Source organism: Candidatus Endolissoclinum faulkneri L5 (assembly GCF_000510265.1).
GTDB lineage: Bacteria > Pseudomonadota > Alphaproteobacteria > Thalassobaculales > Thalassobaculaceae > Thalassobaculum > Thalassobaculum faulkneri_A.
In genome coordinates this window covers 136,323-157,867 of record NZ_CP006745.1, presented here as the reverse complement: position 1 = coordinate 157,867, position 21,545 = coordinate 136,323, and the positions used below count along the sequence as shown (strand labels likewise).

8 protein-coding genes and 1 tRNA gene are annotated in these 21,545 nt (G+C 34.5%); 4 read left to right on the top strand and 5 right to left on the bottom strand.

Going from position 1 to position 21,545, the window contains the following annotated elements; all coding sequences use genetic code 11:
- Window positions 1-18: 18 nt before the first annotated feature.
- Window positions 19-561 carry a pantetheine-phosphate adenylyltransferase gene (gene coaD, locus P856_RS00470; protein ID WP_025300222.1) on the top strand — a complete coding sequence of 181 codons (543 nt, stop codon included), beginning with the start codon at window positions 19-21 and terminating at the stop codon, window positions 559-561.
- 92 nt (window positions 562-653) lie between these two features.
- Window positions 654-730, top strand: a tRNA-Lys gene (locus P856_RS00465).
- Between the two features lie 3,319 nt (window positions 731-4,049).
- Here the strand turns inward: P856_RS00465 and corA are convergent.
- From corA to P856_RS00445, 4 genes are all read right to left on the bottom strand, one after another.
- On the bottom strand, window positions 4,050-5,183 hold the full coding sequence (gene corA / locus P856_RS00460; protein ID WP_025300221.1) for a magnesium/cobalt transporter CorA: 1,134 nt from the start codon (window positions 5,181-5,183) through the stop codon (window positions 4,050-4,052).
- Between the two features lie 2,235 nt (window positions 5,184-7,418).
- Window positions 7,419-10,103: a pyruvate, phosphate dikinase gene (gene ppdK, locus P856_RS00455; protein WP_025300220.1), complete on the bottom strand. Its 2,685-nt coding sequence runs from the start codon at window positions 10,101-10,103 to the stop codon at window positions 7,419-7,421.
- Between the two features lie 1,280 nt (window positions 10,104-11,383).
- Window positions 11,384-13,483 (bottom strand): glycine--tRNA ligase subunit beta, encoded by a 2,100-nt coding sequence (gene glyS / locus P856_RS00450; protein WP_025300219.1) that lies wholly within the window; start codon window positions 13,481-13,483, stop codon window positions 11,384-11,386.
- A gap of 42 nt (window positions 13,484-13,525) precedes the next feature.
- A complete protein-coding gene (locus tag P856_RS00445) occupies window positions 13,526-14,431 on the bottom strand; it encodes a glycine--tRNA ligase subunit alpha (RefSeq protein ID WP_044214947.1) in 906 nt (301 codons plus the stop codon).
- Between the two features lie 1,430 nt (window positions 14,432-15,861).
- On the opposite strand from P856_RS00445, the gene P856_RS00440 reads away from it, so the two are divergent.
- Window positions 15,862-17,022, top strand: coding sequence for an ATP phosphoribosyltransferase regulatory subunit (locus P856_RS00440; RefSeq protein WP_025300217.1), 1,161 nt, complete (start codon window positions 15,862-15,864; stop codon window positions 17,020-17,022).
- Window positions 17,023-17,069: 47 nt separating this feature from the next.
- Window positions 17,070-18,365, top strand: a complete 1,296-nt coding sequence (locus P856_RS00435; RefSeq protein ID WP_025300216.1) for an adenylosuccinate synthase — start codon at window positions 17,070-17,072, stop codon at window positions 18,363-18,365.
- A 1,353-nt stretch (window positions 18,366-19,718) separates the two neighbouring features.
- Here P856_RS00435 and glmS read toward each other — a convergent pair.
- Complete coding sequence (glmS, locus tag P856_RS00430; protein WP_025300215.1) at window positions 19,719-21,542, bottom strand: glutamine--fructose-6-phosphate transaminase (isomerizing); 1,824 nt, start codon at window positions 21,540-21,542, stop codon at window positions 19,719-19,721.
- Between the last annotated feature and the right edge of the window lie 3 nt (window positions 21,543-21,545).

Below are 21,545 nucleotides of genomic sequence, written 5' to 3'. Positions count from 1 at the left end.
TTACAAATAGGCGCTATAATGACTAATAAAATAATGCGCATAGGAATTTATCCTGGTACTTTTGATCCAATTACTAATGGTCATATCGAAATCATTCGCCGTGCCAGCAAACTAGTAGATCATTTATTGATCGCTGTTGCTCTCAATGCAGACAAGGGGCCACTGTTCAATTTACAAGAACGAGTCGCAATGGTGCGCGAAGCAATTGATGAAATTACTTTGCTTAATCAAGCAGATGAATTTTATACAACAATCGAGGCAAAAACATTTGACTCATTGCTAATACACTTTGCTGAATCTCGAGGAGCAAACGTAATAATACGTGGTTTGCGAGCAATCTCTGATTTTGAGTATGAATTCCAAATGGCTGGAATGAATGCTCGTCTTAACCCTAAGATTGAGACTACTTTTTTAATGGCCTCGGATCGTCACCAATTTATCTCCTCGCGTTTTGTTAAGGAGATAAGTAGATTAGGCGGAGAAATCTCAGAATTTGTTTCAGCTCGGGTTGCTGAAAGATTAACGCATAGGTTTCACAAAGAATTAGCTACAACCATCTAAAAATAAACTAACAACCTATTATACTGCATAATTTATTTTTCTTTTACTTGATACAATTAAAAGTATTTCATAAAATTACTTTATGCTAAAATGGGCGCGTAGCTCAGCTCGGTAGAGCATCTGACTTTTAATCAGACGGTCACAGGTTCAAATCCTGTCGCGCTCACCAGTATAATTTTTATTTACTATAAATAAAAATTATACTGGTGAGTATATTCTGCTACCTTAGTAAGTTTATATTGTAAATAAGTAAAGTTTAAACTCTAATTTAGAGTTATTATATTATGCTATAATAAGCAGTACTCTTTTACTAATAAAGAATAAGAGGCAATGAAAATTTTCTCTTGGCGTCAAGAGAAATATTTTTGGCTTACAGTCAATCTTTGAGACCGGTTAAAACTCTCAAAAATAATAAGCTAACTACAAAGCCTACCGTAATTAGCGTGCACTACGTTAGTAACAAAAGCTTTAACAAAAGAATCTACATGTAAAACATGTATAACCTCCGTTATATATGGAAAAATCATTAGCAGTATAAGTAATTTGTATTAATACTTTTACTTACTGAACGTCTAGTAATCAACAATATGATACAATCATTGGTATTGATAGCCCGATAAACATAAAATATAGATTTTACAACATCACTTTTATTGAGGATATAGTCACTGTCAATGAACCATAAAAATAACCACTTGGATCTAGGCAAATTGTATTGTATTAAAAAATCTTTTTTATCTTATTATGATCAAGTTTTTATCTAAAGCGGCTTATTATTCAAAATTAAATTATTGGCAGTCAAAAGTATTAAATAATTTATATAGATTTTACTACCGTTCTATTTTATATTATGTAGCTTAGTTATTGCGCACCGAAGGAAGTTAATTAAAAAACACTGAAGTAGCTTGCTAATATGTTAACAATCTACTGTTATCTATCTTTTATTACCTTTTATTGAGCAAATATTTTCTTATAAGAAAACAACTAGATTATATAGTATCTCTCAAACTACACTTAAACAATTATGATAACTAATAACTTCTGTTAACTATTTTTGTGAAAAGTCATAGAAATAAATGCTTAAGAAAAATCTTAATATCATCTAGTATATCTTACAGCGATAAGGCTAGATTAACTTCAATAAATCATGTTTTATTGCTACAGCAGAACTCTTCTCATCAAACAACAGTCCATTTAAAAGTTGCAAAACCGAAGCTATAAAACAATAGTTTCGGTAAATTTAATTTCACCACAAGTTCCCTTCTTCATATAGGCAAGTAATGAAAAATCTGAGGTTGAATATATATAGCGGCTAATTGAAACCTATTTTAACGGTTCATTTTCTGCCTTTGGCTTTTCTATTATAATTTCACACACTTTAATTAGCTTACCGGTCATTTGTTAGGCTTAATAACAACAGCATGGGAGAAAATCGAGTTCTTGCAACTTCTAGTAATGATATTGTATTACCTGCGAGACTTGCAGCATAAAAATCGATCATCTACTTTAAAGAGGCGGGCGTCAGTAAAATTAAGTCAACGAAGAGCAAAACAACAACAATTTCAAAACCGAAAAAAGTTGCGGCCACACTAGATCGCGTACCTGACAAACCAAATCGAACCTACTGCTGAACAAGAGCAATGCTTTTTGATTATAGATACATTATAGTCAAAAAGCTTAATGGCATTATTTTTTTTCTGAAAAAAAGCATCTTATGAAGTTCATCAAGAGACATCAAAATGATTCTCGATAGGACTTTTCCTCATCCCGTAACAAATATTAGTTCTTCAATATCAGCTTTCACGCATTTTTTCTACAACGTATTTAATCAAAGACTTTATCAACAACAGTTAACATCTCTTTAGATATAAATCTATAGTTGCAAGTAAAACCTGTTGCCGGGAGCACCAAGCAGAAAATATTGTCTTATGAACATGTATAGGTATTATCTACTCGCTATTTATGAAATAGTTTTATCGTCCTAGGGGACAATAAAGAATAATTATTTTACGCATCAAAAAATTCTGTGCTAAACATTTTAAGTATAAAAAATTAAAGTAATTTATCACAATTGTTGCAAACTCCAAAACTAAAATTGCTGCTAAATTTATTGACTAGTATCGCTCTATGCTAAACTTAGTCCTAATCCAACGAAAGTTAATACGCTAATTAATGCTGCATAATAGTTTGCAGAGACTTAATTATCAAAAAAAAAAAACAAATAGCTTATTAAATCATTAAAATCCAAATTCCTTACTGAATCTAAGCTACAAGTGAATAGGGCTGTTATTTGGTAATTTGCAATAGAAATTTTATTCATAGTTGATAAAATGGTTTATCAAACTTATACGCAACAAGCAGACGCATAAAATAATTGCTAATACCCTTTTATTAACTAGGTAGCTAATTTAATGAGATGATCTAGTCCTTATAACTAAATTGTCCTTGGTAATATAGGATTCAACGATAAAATATTTTTTATTTCAAACAATGAATCATTAACTTCTACCCAAACAACATTTACCATATTAAGATCTACTACCTGTATTGCAGTAAATGAATAAGGAAAAGAATCGCTAGTAAATAAAAGGAATTAGTAATTATACTTTAATAAAAAATAATTGTAATAATTAGTAAATTTTTACTGTTAATTGTTATCCTAATAAAGCTTTAAAATAAACTGAGTATTTACAATACTACACTAGTAATTTTCTAAAAATAGGCAAAACCATTAAATCTATACATAAAACTAATCTTTTATATAAACAAACTCTTAGTATCAAATAAATAAAGAATCATATCCATTAATAAGGAATACAAGAAAACTTATAAATTACTAATTGCTATAAGCAAGCATTACAGCAAACGATAATTTAAGTGAAGCTAGTATTCTGCGTATTATTAATTTAATGATAGAACTAAATAACTAGAATAGCAATTACAGATTAGTTAAACTATCTAATAGATAGTTTAACTAACAAATATATATCTATAAACTTAAAATCCTAAGTACAAAGCTTTATTCTACATCAAGTTAACATTATAACATCAACCGGCTTGATAGCAATCAGTCAATAATAATTTGAACAATTATTGCATATTAACATGGATTCAGCGTTGTGACTATTCTCAATACAGCAAAGATTAAAAATAAAATATAACAAAACGCATAGTAAATGCATTCATTTATGAAAATTGCTTTATTTAACCAATATTTAAAATACATAACATAGAATTATCAACTAAGCGTTTTAAATTCAAGTCAACTAAAACTTTTAGCAAAATTGATTGATCAAGCAAAGGAAACAGAATGCAAAAAAAACTAAGCTAATTTAAATACATTACCAAAAATGAAATGCTATTGTATGTGATAATTATCATAGTCTTAATTAATTACTAATGCTTTATATTTTTAATATGTAAATCAATTAATAAGTAAAAATAACAAATTAATCTACTGGTGTTCTTTTTTAATGTTAATAAAATAACTAACGCCGACGCCTGACTTTAGGTGGTTTAATCCAATGCTTACATAAAAAATAAACCAACATCCCCAATCCACAAACCGCCATCAAACCAAGCGAAAAAGGATAACCATATCGCCAGCCTAGTTCTGGCATATTCCAAGCTGAAACAGATCGATCAAAATTCATACCGTAAAGACTTGCAATGAAGCTCAGAGGCATAAATATCGTAGCTATGAGAGTCGGTGTTTTCATCACATCGTTCATTCTAGCACTTATGAAAAAGTGGCAAACTTCCAGTAGGCTTGAAGAAATTTCAATCTCAGCATCAACAATGTCGACAAGCTGAGCTAAATGATCATAGCAATCACGCAAGAAAACCTTTGTACAAGCACTAATTAATCGACTATCGTCACTGATTAATAAATTTACCATATCTCGTTGAGGAAATATGACGCGGCGGAGATCAAGTAGATCGCAACGCAACCGATAAATTTCATATATCTGTTCGTCATGAGGATGCAAAATTACTGCCTCTTCCAACCTTTCCAAATCGTCACCAATAGCCTCAACAACCGGGAAATAGCTATCAATAACTGTATCAATTAAAGTATATGCTAAATACCCTAATCCATGCTGACGAAAATCTTCAACTTCCCAACGTATTCGATCCCGCACGAGATTCAAACAGTCATCTCCATCATCTCTGAAAGAGATGATGAAACTATTACCTAATAACATAGATAACTGACTTAATTTTATACCACTAGCCAAGGATGGAATACGAGTTACGATAAAAAGTTGATCATCATAGGCCTCCATTTTGGGCCGTTGATGATTGTTAATCACATCTTCTACAACCAAGCTATGTATCCCAAACTGAGCACAAATTTGCTTTATCATGGGAATATTTGCCAAGCCTACTACTTCAATCCATAAATTTTTGCCTCTACCTTTCAATACGCTAATCTCTTCTGCAGACAGATCGCGCTTCTCAAAAAATTGTTTAGCATCGTAGCTAACAAGAGAAACAGTAGAAATTTGTGCTTTGGAATCCATCACTACTGTACCAGGTGTTGCCCCAACCTGTGTGCGACGGTAATACCTTTTACGGAAATCTCTAGCCGCCGCGATATGGCGCAGGTTAATCGCACCCATATTTGCCTGCCTTGACGTTTCCAGAATTTACAGCAGAAACCCTATTAAAATATCTTACAAAAAATAGCTAAGCCCTGTGCAGGGCATATTATTCATATGCAAAATTAAAACCCACTTAAATCTTACTTAATAATCATAAGTCTTTAACTTAAATGCAAAACAGGTTATTTTCCAGATAGTACAAGCTTACTGCTATAATTTTTGCATTTACAACAATTAATTTTATAAAAATTATAAAATTGCACAATCAAATATTTCCTGAATAAAAATTCAATATTTTAGGATAATTAAACAATTTATAATATTACACTTTAATTTATAATATTACACTTTGTAAATAAAAATAATTCTTATTAAAATAATTTTACTTTAGTTTTCTCGAACCTAGTCGATTCATCAGCTAATATTTTTATTTCCTTATACTTATCGTACATTATCTATAAAATGCATTACTTAACTATTATATAAGTTAGCACTTAAGTATGATCTTGATATATAATATCAAACAAGCAAACATCGTATAATCAACCTATTGCCAAGTAATAAATCAAAGTATTAAGCATAAATACAAAGTATTAAGCATAAATAAAAATTAGCAGACTTAATACCTTCATTCGATTTATTATAGCATATCAATACCTTTCATATTACAGCAGAGAAGATGATCAAATAATGTTTTTAAATTCCATTTATCACTTCGGTAACTTAAAGTTAGTAGAAACTTTATTATTGATAGTATAGCATTTATCTTATTTTATGCCGCTGTTACATTGAGATAAATTACCCGTTAGTGCAGTCTCAACTCTATAATAAATCAAATCAGCTACGTAAATAAATTATAATAGTAAGTTTTATTAGAATTAATCATTAAATAATAAAACTAATCTTATTTTATGCTATAATTCAATTACTGAATATCAAAAATATTTCGAGCAAGGTTTTTATTCTTTATAATTTTCAAAGCTATGAAATTTACTTGTATAAAATTTATATCTGCTAACTTTAAGAGATTTTTTAAAAAATTAATTATTAGTAAATAACTAAAATTTATACCATAAATATTATAAAATCTCTAGTTTTCCTCGATAGGAAGCAGAACAATTCAAAAGCCTTAATTGCATTAAAGTTAAAATAATAGTATCTCCGATATGCTATTTTTGATATAATCAAATAAAATAATAATCAACTTTATATTTAAGCACGCTGATCAAATAAGCCAATTAAAAGGGTGCCTTGAAATCATTTTAAAAATATAAAATACTGTTATGTATCAAGTAAGCAAGGAAAACTATAAAAGAAAATTATCTTCTTAGTTATTTTATTAAATTAGATAGGTAAAATAAAAAACACAAATAGATTATAGCTAATTAATCTTTTGCAAACTACTATTAAACAAATTTTTTTATTAAAAAAACTAAATTTACTGTAAGAATAAATTACTTACTTTCTTTAATCAACTTAATCTTTGCAAAATTATTAGATAATTTATTAAAATAATAGTACCTTTATTAACTATACGCCTCTTCTATTATACAAAATAATATAGCTTTTACTTTAAAAAAATCCATTCTTATCTTTAAAAGAAGATAACTAATTTATGTTTTATATATATAATTTAGTTATAAACTAAAAAAAAGAACTTATATAAATATACACTACTTATATAAATATATACTAGCAAATAACTTCAAAAGTATAATCGCTTAAAGAAAATAAGATTAGCTATTATCATTACATAATAAAAACATAATCCATATGTTCTTTCAATAATAGCATACCTGTAAAACTAATCCAGTTGTGATTTACTCAAAATCAAGCCTGATATTCGATATAAGCCATCCAAGTAAAAATTATTTCCAGATAATCTATATAAAAAATGTCAAAGTCTAACTAGACATTTATCAGATAGGATGAGAAAATTCACCAGCAAATATTACTATTGCTTGTCTTACTAACGGCTTAAAACACCTCATAAAAGCTATCTCTTTCAATAGATAAAAAGAAAATACACTCGAGGCATCCACATAAAAAATGTGGACATAGAGAAAGGAATCTGCAAGTACATCAGAATAATTTTTAAAGCCAAGTAATAACCGCAATGCAATTAAAAATTATAAAAAACTTTTCCCTAAAAAATTAAAACTTGACCAGTGCATCACCGTCTCCTTTATAGAGAAATTAATCTGTAATACAAGATAACACGCTAATAAACCTAATTTTTACAAATGTAATCAGCTAATCTTTTATTTTATTCATCATATCCTCACGTGTAATAGTTGCTTGAGCTGCTGCCAGCCGCGCAATGGGCACACGAAATGGAGAACAACTTACATAATCAAGACCAACTTCTTCACAAAAACTAATAGATGAAGGATCACCACCATGCTCGCCACAAATACCAAGTTTAATATTAGGTCGCACAGAGCGAGCGCGCTTACTAGCTATTTTTATCAATTCACCTACCCCCTGTTGATCTAGACTAATAAATGGATCAGCCTTGATAATTCCTTTTTCTTCGTAAGAATGGATAAAGCTACTAGTATCGTCACGGGATAATCCATAGGTAGTCTGAGTTAAGTCATTAGTACCAAAACTAAAAAACTCAGCTTCCGCTGCAATCTTATCAGCCTGTAGGGCAGCACGCGGTAACTCGATCATGCTCCCAACTAAATAGTTCACCTTAATGCTACTTTCTTGTGCTATTTCATCAGCTACTCGGTTGATAATTGTCTTTATCAAACGAACCTCAACCTCAGTGGCGGCTAACGGAATCATAATTTCAGGAAACGGTGGTTTGCCGCATTTAGCAACTTCAGTCGCTGCCTCAAAGATTGAGCGAGCTTGCATCTCAGGAATTTCCGGATAGCTAATTGCTAAACGACAACCGCGATGGCCTAACATCGGATTACTTTCTGTTAGTTCCGACGCTCGACGCTGCACCATTTCTACCGACATTCCAACAACCTTAGCAACTTCGGATATCTCTTCTTCTGTATGTGGCAAAAACTCGTGAAGAGGCGGATCAAGTAAACGGATAGTAACTGGTAATCCTTCCATGGCATAAAATAGCTGAATAAAATCAGCACGCTGCATCGGTAATAGTGTAGATAAAGCTTCCCGTCGGCCAGTTTCATTTGTAGAAATAATCATCTTACGCATAGCTACTATGCGTTCAGCTTCAAAGAACATATGCTCCGTACGACACAAACCTATACCTTCAGCAGAAAAATCACGAGCGATTTGGGCATCAGAAAGAGTTTCTGCATTAGTTCGTATTCTCATACGGCGCGCAGAATCAGCCCATTCCATAATCCTAACAAAACTATTTGAAAATTTTGGTTGAATGGTGGGAACTTCACCCAGCATGACTTCGCCTAAACCACCATCAATAGTAATACAATCACCCGCCTTTACTTCGTAATCATCAACAAAGAACTTGTTATTAAAGTAATCTACACGAATATTATTAGCACCCGATACGCAGGGACGTCCCATGCCACGAGCAACTACCGCTGCATGGCTAGTCATTCCGCCACGAGTCGTAAGGATACCATCAGCAAATTGCATACCGTGAATGTCATCAGGACTTGTATCAATACGCACCATAATTACTCGCTCGCCCTTACGGGCCGCAATCTCAGCATGATTGGCAGAGAATACAACCTTACCAGAAACAGCTCCGGGAGAAGCTGGTAAGCCCTTAGCAATAATATTTCGGTAAGCCAAAGGATCAAGTGTTGGATGCAGAAGCTGAATAATCTCTTGTGGTTTGATACGCAAAACCGCTTCACGTTCTGTGATCAAGCCCTCATCACACATATCAACAGCAATCCGTAAAGCTGACTGAACCGTGCGTTTTCCCTTACGTGTCTGCAACACATATAGCTTATTCTGTTGCACAGTAAACTCAATATCTTGCATATCGCAATAATGAGACTCGAGCGTAAGACGTACATCACTAAGCTGTTGAAATACTTCTGGCATAAGCTCTTCCATAGCTGGTAGATCAGAGCCATGTTTACTTTTGCCTGCAAGAGTCAAGCTCTGCGGAGTGCGAATGCCTGCGACCACATCCTCTCCCTGAGCGTTCACTAAAAATTCACCGTAGAATACGTTTTCTCCAGTTGATGGATCTCGAGTAAACGCTACCCCAGTAGCACAATCCTCACCCATATTGCCAAACACCATAGACTGCACATTAACAGCTGTACCCCAGTTATCTGGAATACTATGCAATTTGCGATAAATGTTAGCTCGATGATTTTTCCATGAGCCAAACACCGCTGAAATAGCGCCCCAAAGTTGTTCATAAGGATCTTCAGGAAAAGGCTTATTGAGCTCTTCCTTGACTTTTGCCTTAAAACGGTAGACAAGTGTTTTCATATCTTCCGCACTAAGCTCAGCGTCAATAGAAATACCATTCTCCTCCTTAACCAAATCAAGCATTTCTTCGAAATAACCGCGATCGAGACCCATAACTACGTCGGCGTACATTTGAATAAAAATACGATAGCTATCATAAGCGAAACGTTCGCTACTAGTGCGCTTGATTAGTCCATTAACGGTCTTATCATTTAGTCCAAGATTCAGGACAGTATCCATCATACCCGGCATAGAAACTCTTGCGCCAGAGCGTACAGATAAAAGAAGTGGGTTATCAGCATCACCAAAAACCGTACCAACTTCATCTTCAATCTTTCTAATCGCTACCTCAATAGCACTTGAAAGCTCATCAGGATAAATTTTATCATGCTCATAGTAGTAGGTACAAACTTCGGTGGAAATTGTGAATCCCGGCGGTACAGGTAGCCCAATAATACTCATTTCTGCCAAATTAGCCCCCTTACTACCAAGTAAGTTGCGCATATAAGACCGCCCGTCTGCTTTACCTCCACCAAAAACATATACCAACTTTACCATGTTTTTTCCTTGAATGATGTTTAGCATATCATCGATGATAATATTATCAGAAAATTATAAAATTACTCAATAATTATAACAAATCTTTATCGAGCTATAACATGAAATCAATACATTAACCTATGAAGTAGATAGTATTGCTTATCGCGTTATTACTACTACAAGCCTATAATAATGGGTAACATATTATATAGTTAGCAAAAATCTGGTTTGCTAAACAATTATAATATAACTATTATAGAGTCGCGTATCTAATACAACAGATGACAATCTGTCATATGCAGGAAATCAGCTTAATATTAAGGTAGATCCATGAAGGATAAATACAAATTTACTTTAAATACATCAGTATAACCAGTAATTTAAAAGTAAACCCAGCCTTTAATTAAACTGATACTTAAAATAATGGTATATTTTTGAATTTTTACGATCATATTGAACTAAAAGTTTTTAATTTGAGTTAATTATTTTCCTTATGATGCTTAAGAAAAGAATAAATTATTTTTAAATACTGACTGATTGCACCTGAATCAATAATCAACCAATATTTTCTCATAAATTAATACATCCACAGTAATGTTTTTTAAAATAAACTCAAATAAGTTTTACTAGTGTTATTCGGTGGCGAAGCTAAAGCAACTAACAATTATCGTCTAATATCTGTAAATGTTTTAGCTAACCTACACCAAAACTTAATTAACTTTAATTCAAAATTAAAATTTTATGTAATTAATCATCTTATCCATAATCCCTTTGAAGATTTAAGTTTGAAAAAGTTCATTACTTAATTAATAAAGCCAAGAAAGATAAATTACAATTGATGACCTAGTTTTAGTCTAATATTTGATAATATCATCAAGACTTCCGCTTCAAAAAAAACAACTAACTAAGTACAACTAATTCACAATTAAGCAATACTAACAATTTGGATTCCGGATAAACTACGCTGGCCAATACATGTAAACTGTATTAAGATTAGCTGCAATAGTTTTTTCAAAAAATTAATCAAGCAAACAAAATTTTTTAATAAATGGCAAGGCATCATACCCTAATATAAAGCTATCTACCCTGCAACGCTTTACAAAAAAATCTGTACGATATCAATATCATGATCTTCGTTGTTAATAGATAATATTAATACAATACAAACAAAAAAACTATCGGATGACTCATATCAATATAATCTATAATTATTAATCAAATAATCTACAATAAAACAGCATTATAAAAATAATAAAATATAGCACCTATTATTTGTGATTAAGTCTCTTGCTAAAAAGCTAACAATTTTTTATTAGCGAAAAATTAGCAACACTATCCAGTAATTTTTTGGTAGCATTGAGTAAGCAGAGGCGATTGGTTCTCAATAGCATATCATCTGTCTTAACCATAACTGCATCAAAAAAAGCGTTTATTGGATCTATCAAAGCAGATACTGAAACGGTAGCACTAACGAAATCATCGCTAGACAAATAAATTTTAATTTTACTCGATACGTCTCGTAAAGCCTCATAAAGGTTAATTTCCTCCGTTTTTACTAAACGCGACGAATTGATCAGTTTTGATAAGACAAAATGATAATCAGTACAGCAAGGAATGCAATTTTTTTCTTCAGCACGCAAAATGTTTAAGACTCGGCGATAACAAATTAGCAACTTAGCGCCATCGTCAGTGGCAAGAAAATCTCCTAACACATCTACTCTGCTTAATAAGCGTACTAAATCATCCTCTTCACCAGAATCGAACACACCTGTAATCAGATCTTGACGTATTATCTTTTTACGTAGATGACTTTTCAATCGATCAATTAAAAATTGAAGCAACTTGTTATCGGTTTCCGCTGCACTACCAGCGATAGCAATTAAATCACGCACTTGTGCAAAGAGTGGAAGAAGTTTAATCCGTAGGTTATTTCCAATAATAATCCGAATTACACCAAGAGCAGTTCGGCGTAAAGCGAATGGATCTTTAGAACCAGTGGGTATTTCGCCAATAATAAAAAATCCTACCAAAGTATCAACCTTGTCTGCTATAGATAGGGCGATGGAAATAGGAGCAGTCGGACATACGTCTCTAGGACCAATAGGACAATAGTGCTCGGCAATAGCATCAGCTATATGTAAATCTTCCCCTCCATCCAATGCGTAATAACGCCCCATTATCCCCTGCAATTCCGGAAACTCGGTAATCATGTTAGTCGTTAAATCAGCCTTGGCCAAGACAGCAGCATGATAAGCGTTATCAGGATTAGCACCAACCATTGGTGCAATTGTGGCAGCTAGAATAGCAAAACGCTCTACTTTATCAGCCAAAGTACCAAGCTTGTTGTAAAACTGCACTTCACGTAGCGCTTTACGCCTGTCAGATAAATTAATTGCTCGGTCTTTCTCCCAAAAGAATTGGGCATCACTTAGTCTTGCCCGTAAAACTCTCTCGTTACCAGCTACAATAGTGGCATTACGAGTTATTTCACTAGACATGTTAGATACAATAATGAACCTATCTGCTAAAGTGCCGTTTTTTTTATTGACTGCAAAACACTTTTGGTGTCTTCGCATTGCAGCAATTAGCACTTCCGGTGGCATAGACATGAATTCAGCATCAATTCGACCAATCAGAACCAGAGGCCATTCAACGAGACCGCAGACCTCCTCTAAAAGTTCTGAATCTTCGCGTAAAATGAAACCATTGGAATCACACAAATAACGTGCATCTTTCAGAATAATATCTTTGCGGCATTCTCGTTCGAGAATAACAAAACTATTACGTAGTTCTGTACGATATTCTTGAAATGAGTTAACCACTCGAACGTGAGGTGCCAAGAAACGATGACCTCTAGTGCAATCGGTAAAATTAAGTTTCGTCTTCCCTAAATCTAGAGTACCTTTTAATACTCTTCCATCAAACACAGCTAGAATATGGTGCAGTGGCCGTACCCAGCGAAAGTTATTCTCCCCCCAGCGCATGGATTTACTCCAAGGCATTTCACAAATAGAAGAAAGAATTATATCAGGTAAAAGATCGGCTGTTGTCTTACCGCCTTTCTCGATTGTTACAAACCAAAACTCACCATTACTAGTGTAACGCCGCTCACATTGATCTAAAGTCAATCCGCTAAAAGTTAAAAAACCATTAATTGCCTTTTCCGATGCACCCACACGTGGTCCACGGCGTTCCTCTATGATACTCGGCTGCCTCCTTGGCAAACCATCAATTACCAGAGTTAATCGACGTGGCGTTACATAAACGTTAGCACTAGAAAAAATTAGGCCAATAGCATTAAGCTTACTTGTTAAAAGCAACTTCAGATCATGAGACGCGCGCATTTGCATGCGTGCAGGCATCTCCTCGGATAAGAACTCTAACAGCAACTCACCCAATACTGTCTCCTTATTGCTTAATTAAACTTTATTTTTCTATAACTATGTGCTATTATTCATCCAATTTTCACAGCAAGCCCTGGCTAATTTACGTATACGACTAATATAGCTTTGACGTTCATTGACGCTGATTACCCCACGTGCATCTATTAAATTAAATGCATGTACAGCCTTCAAACACTGATCATAAGCTGGTAGTGCCAGATCTACTTTCAGTAGATTGAGACAATCAAGCTCACAATCTACAAATCGTCGAAGTAGATGATCAATATCGGCATATTTAAAATTATATGCTGAAAACTCTAACTCCGCTTGCTTGTAGATATCGCCATAAGTTTTACCACCCTCCTCAGGTGGGATACCATTCCAGTCAAGATTGAATATGCTATCTTTCCCCTGAAGATACATCGCTATACGTTCCAATCCATAGGATATTTCCAAACTAATTGGCATACAATCAATACCACCAATTTGTTGAAAATAGGTGTATTGAGAGATCTCCATACCGTCACACCAAACCTCCCAGCCAAGTCCCCAAGCGCCAATTGTTGGATTTTCCCAATCGTCTTCAACAAAACGAATATCGTGAGCCATTGGATTAAGTCCAATGGTAGACAATGAGCCAAGATAAAGATCTTGGCTATCAACTGGCGAAGGCTTTAGAAGAACCTGGAATTGGTAGTAATGCTGTAGGCGATTTGGGCTTTCTCCATATCGACCATCTGTAGGGCGACGAGAAGGCTGAACATAGACAGCGCGCCATACTTCATCCGGAGCAAGCGATCTCAGGGTTGTGAATGGGGTCAATGTGCCTGCCCCAACTTCCATATCATAAGGCTGCAGGACTATACACCCCTTACTAGCCCAGTAGGATTGAAGAGTTAAAATGATGCCTTGAAAATGATTGTTTACCCGGTCTACAGTGCTCCCCAAGTCAGAATCAAGCATATTTTTCTCTTGATTCATGTGATACATAGCTCCTTTACTCACAAAAAAATTTTAAATACACACTGTAAAAATAGAAAACTAGCTGTTAATATCATTTAAAGCAAAATCAATTGAATAAAAAAAATAATAAATTCTATTGTTATAGTATCGTTAAAATTATATTGTTATCGTTATTAAGAATCATTTATCCTGCTATCCTGCTAATCCGTAAATTTATATTTAAAATAATTATAAAATATAATCACAGATTATTATAAAATACTTATAGAAATAAGCGCAACTCGGCTTTCTAGAGCAAATTGTTTCTTATAGTTGGTTAAATACAAAGATATAGATCACCGGATAAAAACAGTAAAGAATTTATCAAATTAATTATACAAATATTAAGTCGTATAGTGCCTACAAAATATTTCACAGTATTAAAATTCTTGCATAATTTTTATTCTCTAATAAATACTGCCTTCAATTTGTAAGGTTGAGCTAGCAAAAAAAAATTGCGACTGCGCTGTTGCATCTGGTATAAATACATAGCGTTGAATACCCACGGAGAATACTCTCGTATTCTTGCAATAAAGTAATAATCTCAGCATATTAACTAATAATTATTGATCTAATCTCCGCATTAAAAAATACTTAAGTTTCCAGTTATAAAATACCAATTTTTAATTGGATTAGTCGGTGAATGCAAGAAAATCCTGCTTTCGCAAGCTAATACAGTAAAATAAAATGTAGCCACTAAAACAACCTAATGATAAGTAATATTTTTAATGATAATCTAAATTAAATTATCGCCTAAAATAAATCGGCTGGCAATTATCCCTACCTTAATATATCTGAATAAAAAAAACTAAACGCGCAATCATAAAATTACTTTGAGTCGATTCTATTCCAATCACAATCTAATAAAACTTGCTAATAAGCTATATGTTAGTGCTCATAGAATCGTGTATACCAATAACTTAACATAAGTTAAAATCAGCTATTCTCAGAACAACCTCAATAGGCTATTGCATACATATGAACTTTATAAATACTGGTACCCATTAAGTTAAAATGACTGTCCACTTGCGGAGCGTCAACTATTGCTACAATCGGCATGTACTTTCAATTTAAGTTGACGAGTATCTTGCTAGGAAGATAATTAGATGAAAGAAAAATACACTACATTGTAGTCTAAGCGTAGTATTAAGACACTGTAATCTAAGCGTAGTATAAAAGAAATTTAAAAAATATTGATAAATCAATCAGTTAATATGTATATTATAAGCTATATATTAAATTATATTATAATAATGATAGAAAGAAGTATATTATATAATGTATAATAATGATAGAAAGACTTTATCAATTTTAATAGGATTATTATATGTAATAATGGACATTGTTTACATATAAGCTATGTATTACTTATTGAAGGTTAAGTGGTAGCTATGAATCACGGTCCTATAATAAATCCTGAAAAAATAACTACACTACCAATAGGGTTTCGTGACATTTTAGCATCGCGTGCCGATGCAGAAGCTAAAATGATTAATGTTATGATGTCAATCGCAATTAGTCACGGCTACATAAGAGTAAAGCCAACGCTAATTGAATTTGAAAACACTCTACTTAAAGGTCCTGGTGCAGCGACCTCTGAAAAAGTATTTCGACTAATTGATCCTATATCACAGCGTGTGATAGGGTTGCGCGCTGATATGACCACGCAAGCAGCCCGCATCGCATCTACAACAATGATAGATGCTCCACGCCCAGTCAGACTTTGTTATGCAGGTGGGGTTTTGCACACCACAACAAATCAACTTAATCCAGAGCGTGAATTAGTGCAAGTTGGTGCAGAGATGATTGGGAATTCAACCGCCGACGCAGACGCCGAAGTAATTTTATTAGCAATTGAATTATTGCGTACAGTTGGTGTAAAATGGATTTCAGTTGACATAATGATTCCAGCTTTGGTACCGTTGTTACTAGCTGATATGCAACTGCCTGCAGAAATTTTCTCAGTTATTAGACAAGCAATAAATCAAAAAGATGTGGCTACATTGAAAAAGCTTGCTAATAGCAAATCATCTATATTAGTGGGTTTGCTTAAAATTTTTGGTCCATATGCAGAGGCAATGCAGGATTTGGAAGAGCTTGACTTACCTGATAAAGCTCGGGATTTTTTAGTTAGGCCAGCTGAGGTAATTAAATTAATCACAAATTTTGAGCCAAACTTGTCCGTCACTGTCGATCCGGCAGAAAGCAGAGGTTTTGAATACCACACTGGCATTGCTTTCAGTCTCTTTACCCGTGGTGGTAAAAATGAGATTGGGCGCGGTGGACGCTATCAATCTGATGAAGATCCCAAAAGCACAGCAACAGGTTTTACTATATATTTGGAGCGCGTACTCCAAATCTTACCCGAGGATAAGCAAAAGCCAGCCGTATACATCCCTTATGGTACTCCCCACGAGCAATCAAAGGCTTTACGTATGAGGGGTCAAATTACGGTAGCTGGACTAACGCCAGTCGTTGATAACTACGCTGAAGCTAAACGTATGGGGTGCAGGTCTATTTTGCTCAACGGACAAACGGTAGCTCTGAGCTAATATTGAGCCTAATTCGCTTGCAATATCGAGTACTAAGGAATAGCGGTATGAGCAACATTGCGGTAATCGGAGTCCAATGGGGTGACGAAGGTAAAGGAAAAATAGTTGATAGACTCTCGGAGAGAGCTGACGTTGTCGTGCGGTTTCAAGGTGGACATAATGCTGGCCATACCATAGTAATCAACAATCAAATTTTTAAGCTTAGTCTTTTGCCGTCTGGGGTAATTCGTAAGGATAAGATATCTGTTATAGGTAATGGGGTCGTTTTCGATCCTTGGGCCTTCATCTCCGAAAAAAAGAAAATCGAACAGCAAGGTATCACTTTAACACCACAAAACTTGCAAATATCTGAGGTCGCATCCTTAATTTTGCCGGTGCACCAAGTACTTGATCAAGCACGCGAGAAAAGTGCTGATGGAGCTAACAAGATTGGAACCACAGGACGCGGGATCGGCCCAGCTTATGAAGACAAGGTAGGTCGCCGAGCAGTACGTGTGGGTGACTTAGCTGAACTAGAAACTTTAAAGAACAAAATTGCATATCTTGCAGAGCACTACAACCCTTATTTGCGTTACTTAAGCGAGCCAGAACTCGATAAGGATAAGCTGGTCTCCGATCTTATAGCCATTGCTCCAAAAATATTACCTTATACCTACAGAGTATTCGAACAACTAAACCATGCTCAACGCGCTGGTAAACGTATCTTATTTGAAGGTGCTCAAGCGGTGATGCTTGATGTTGATCATGGTACTTATCCGTTCGTTACTTCATCTAATACTGTAGCAGGTCAAGCTGCTACAGGCTCGGGTGTTGGCCCTACTTCGATCAAAAATGTGCTAGGAATTGCTAAAGCATATACTACTCGAGTTGGGGAAGGTCCATTACCTACTGAATTGACGGATGAAATAGGTAAATTACTGAGCGAACGCGGGCAAGAATTTGGAGTGGTTACTGGCCGCTCGCGTCGGCTTGGTTGGTTTGACGCTGTTATGGTGCGGCAGGCAATAATTATAGGAGGTATAACTAGCATTGCTTTAACCAAGCTTGACGTGCTTGATGGCATTAATGATTTAAAAATATGCGTAGGATACAAACTAAACGGAAATGTCATTAAATATTTCCCTATGGAGATATCAAGACAAAATAAGGTAGAGCCAATCTACGAAATTATAAACGGCTGGAACAAAAGCACCAAAGGTGCTCGTTCATTAAATCAACTTCCAACCGCAGCGATTAAATATATTAAAAGGGTTGAAGAATTGATAGATTCTCCTATAACAATTCTCTCTACATCCCCAGCACGCGAAGATACAATTGTTATCAAAGATCCTTTTGCCGGATAATAATAATTATAATTTACTCATCAATACTTTCTTAAATTAAAACTTATATACAAGAAGTTCACTATAGTACCTAACGCGACTGTTTGCCATGTTGGCCTATGCATTAAGAAAATATTGTATTCACCTAAGAATATTATGAAAGTTACTGATAGTAATATACTAAATATTATGTATATTGGGTATAATATATTCAGATTAAAATAATACTGTAATTGAAAAAACTCTAACAATTTAGAGAAACTTATTGTAATAAATTACTTATGTCTTTTAAATTATTTAAAGCAATCTTATGGCAAAACATAAAAATTATACTGTAATGCTTTGTTATTTATTGATTATTCAACTAAATAATTTAACTACTTACCAAAAATTTGCTGAAGAAAATAACTTCGTTGTTTATTATAAAAATGCTCATTAACTATTAACAATTTTTATTGTAATTTATTTCTAACACTTTGGGGTTGGTCTTCCAGTTGTTCTATATTCTATGTGTTAAGCAATCATATAATTAATTCAGCTAATTTAGTGATATTTTGCACTCAAATAAAGTTCATATTTCCGATCTGATTTTACAAATAGCGCAATGCTAATTGTAAAATTAACTAACTAAACAAATTGTTTACAGGCGGCAATAACGAAAATAATATTCCTTACTAGCCAGTAAAATTAACGCTTAAAAAATTCAAAACCTAAAGGGCAGCAAACTACCACAAATAAATACAAAAATAACTCACAAATCATGCATTCAGACTGAATGAGCTGTAATGTATCATTTGTAAAATACATTGATCAATCACCAAAATTCCTAAAATCTAAGTAAAATTTAAAATAATTTATTTATTGTGGAATAAAAATTGTAATCTACTGTTATGCAAGCATATATTCCATTACCTGATTAAAAAAAATGAATAATATACAAATACAAAAATCAAGACAATAATTAAACACAAATTAGTATAATTAATTAATTATACTATAGCACCATTATCTAAGATAATACTATACATTGTACTATCTACTGTACTATTCTTCAACTACTATTAAATTGAAACCAACGATATTGTTTTATATCGATCATCGAAGAAATTTTAATAGCTAAAAGGTATTTGAGCAAATAATAATAAAAACATTTACTATTCTTGTCGGATCACTTAGTATTATTGCATAAAAGCGTAATAATTTTATCAAACAACCTCTTGACAAATTACCATCAACAAACCCGAAAATTTAGATCTCAAAACAAAATAAACCTGTTTATCCATAAAAAATCTATCATTAATAGAAAATTAAATTATTTAGTGATGAATTTTCAATAAAGAATAAAAGCGTTTTGTTGTTCAAGCACATATATCCTCATTCAACTGTAACGCTTTTAGCTAAGTTGCGCGGCTGATCTACGTCAGTGCCTTTTTCAACCGCAGTTAAATATGCTAACAGCTGCACTGGTATCGCGTATAAAATCGGCGAAACTTCTGGCTGTATATCAGGTAGTACGACTAAATGATCAGCAGCTGTACCCAACTCTTCTGCACCTTTTGCGTCAGTTAGTAAAATCACTCTTCCGCCACGCGCACGTACCTCAGACATATTAGAAGCAATCTTCCCAAACAACCCATCGCTTGGAGCTACCAAGATTACCAATGCATGTTCGTCAATTAAAGCAATTGGTCCATGTTTCATCTCCCCAGCTGCATAACCTTCAGCGTGAATATAAGTGATTTCCTTAAGCTTTAACGCGCCTTCAAGGGCAATAGGATAGGATAGACCGCGTCCCAGATAAAACACATCTCGCACCCGCAACAAGTCATGAACAATCTTTTGATATTTACTAACATCCTTTAGTGCCCTAGCTATCCTGCTTGGCACACCCTCCAAAGCTGTTATTAAACGCAATGCATCGCAATCCTTGATATTACCTCTTGCCCAGCCAAACGCAATTGCAAGACCAAGAAGTGCAGTAAGCTGAGCGGTAAAAGCTTTAGTCGAAGCAACTCCAAACTCTGGTCCAGCCCTCGTCAATAATATAGCATCAGATTCCCGCGCAATACTGCTTTCCGGCACGTTAACTAAAGCAAGTGTTTTTTGGTAAAAACTTTTACCGTGTCGCAAAGCCAGCAGAGTATCGAGACTTTCACCTGACTGAGAGACAGCGATAACAACACCCTCATCAGGTAAAACTGCTTTGCGTTCCCTAAATTCAGAAGATAAATCAACCTCACAAGCTACACCGCCAATGCTTTCAAACCAATAACGTGCTGTTAAAGCAGCATAAAAGCTAGTACCGGCGGCTAAAATAGTTATTTTTGATACTGCATTCACATTATCCAGCGGAGCAGGTAACGCCGCAATCCAAGTACCAGGATCAATTACTGCATGCAAAGTATGGGCGATTGCCTCTGGCTGATCATAAATCTCTTTTTCCATAAAATGCCGAAAATTGCCCTTACCCATCATTCCGCTAGAAACAGTGGAGAGATATTCTGGCCTAGATACCGCTACACCATGGCAATCAAAAACTGATATCCTAGAACGGAGCAGCTCAGCCCAGTCGCCATCGTCGAGATAAATAATTCGTCGAGTAAGCGGTGCTAATGCTACCGCATCAGAACCTACATAAGCGACACCATCACCGATACCGATAGCCAATGGCGAAGCTTTTCTAGCAGCCAATAGTAAATCTTCCTCACCGGCAATCAGTACAACAAAAGCAAATGCCCCGATTAATCTAGGCATTACCAGAGCCATAGCTTCATGCGGTGTAGCTCCAACGAGTAGCTCACGGTTCAGTAAATGCGCTACCACTTCGGTGTCAGTAGCACTCTCAAAAGTAACGCCGGCTGCTGACAATTCAGCTCTAAGAATAGCATGGTTTTCTATAATACCATTATGAACAACAGCAACTCTCCCAGCGACATGAGGATGAGAATTTTCTATAGTTGGCGGGCCATGCGTTGCCCAACGAGTATGCCCAATACCAGATAGGCCTTGCAAAGGTTCGCGCTCTAGTAACTTCTGTAAGGCACTGAGCTTACCCGCTGCTCGACGACGGGATAACTTGCCTTCAAATACCGTCGCTAAACCTACAGAATCATATCCCCTATATTCCAAACGACCTAAAGCATCCATCATCAAAGGTACAGCTGGATCAGCTGACAATACTCCAAAAATTCCGCACATCTT

Excerpts from the sequence above, each read along its gene's own strand:
- coaD (WP_025300222.1), top strand. The coding sequence starts at position 19 with ATGACTAATAAAATAATGCGCATAGGAATTTATCCTGGTACTTTTGAT.
- corA (WP_025300221.1), bottom strand. The coding sequence starts at position 5,183 with ATGGGTGCGATTAACCTGCGCCATATCGCGGCGGCTAGAGATTTCCGT.
- ppdK (WP_025300220.1), bottom strand. The coding sequence starts at position 10,103 with ATGGTAAAGTTGGTATATGTTTTTGGTGGAGGTAAAGCAGACGGGCGG.
- P856_RS00445 (WP_044214947.1), bottom strand. The coding sequence starts at position 14,431 with ATGCTTGATTCTGACTTGGGGAGCACTGTAGACCGGGTAAACAATCAT.
- P856_RS00440 (WP_025300217.1), top strand. The coding sequence starts at position 15,862 with ATGAATCACGGTCCTATAATAAATCCTGAAAAAATAACTACACTACCA.
- P856_RS00435 (WP_025300216.1), top strand. The coding sequence starts at position 17,070 with ATGAGCAACATTGCGGTAATCGGAGTCCAATGGGGTGACGAAGGTAAA.
- glmS (WP_025300215.1), bottom strand. The coding sequence starts at position 21,542 with ATGTGCGGAATTTTTGGAGTATTGTCAGCTGATCCAGCTGTACCTTTG.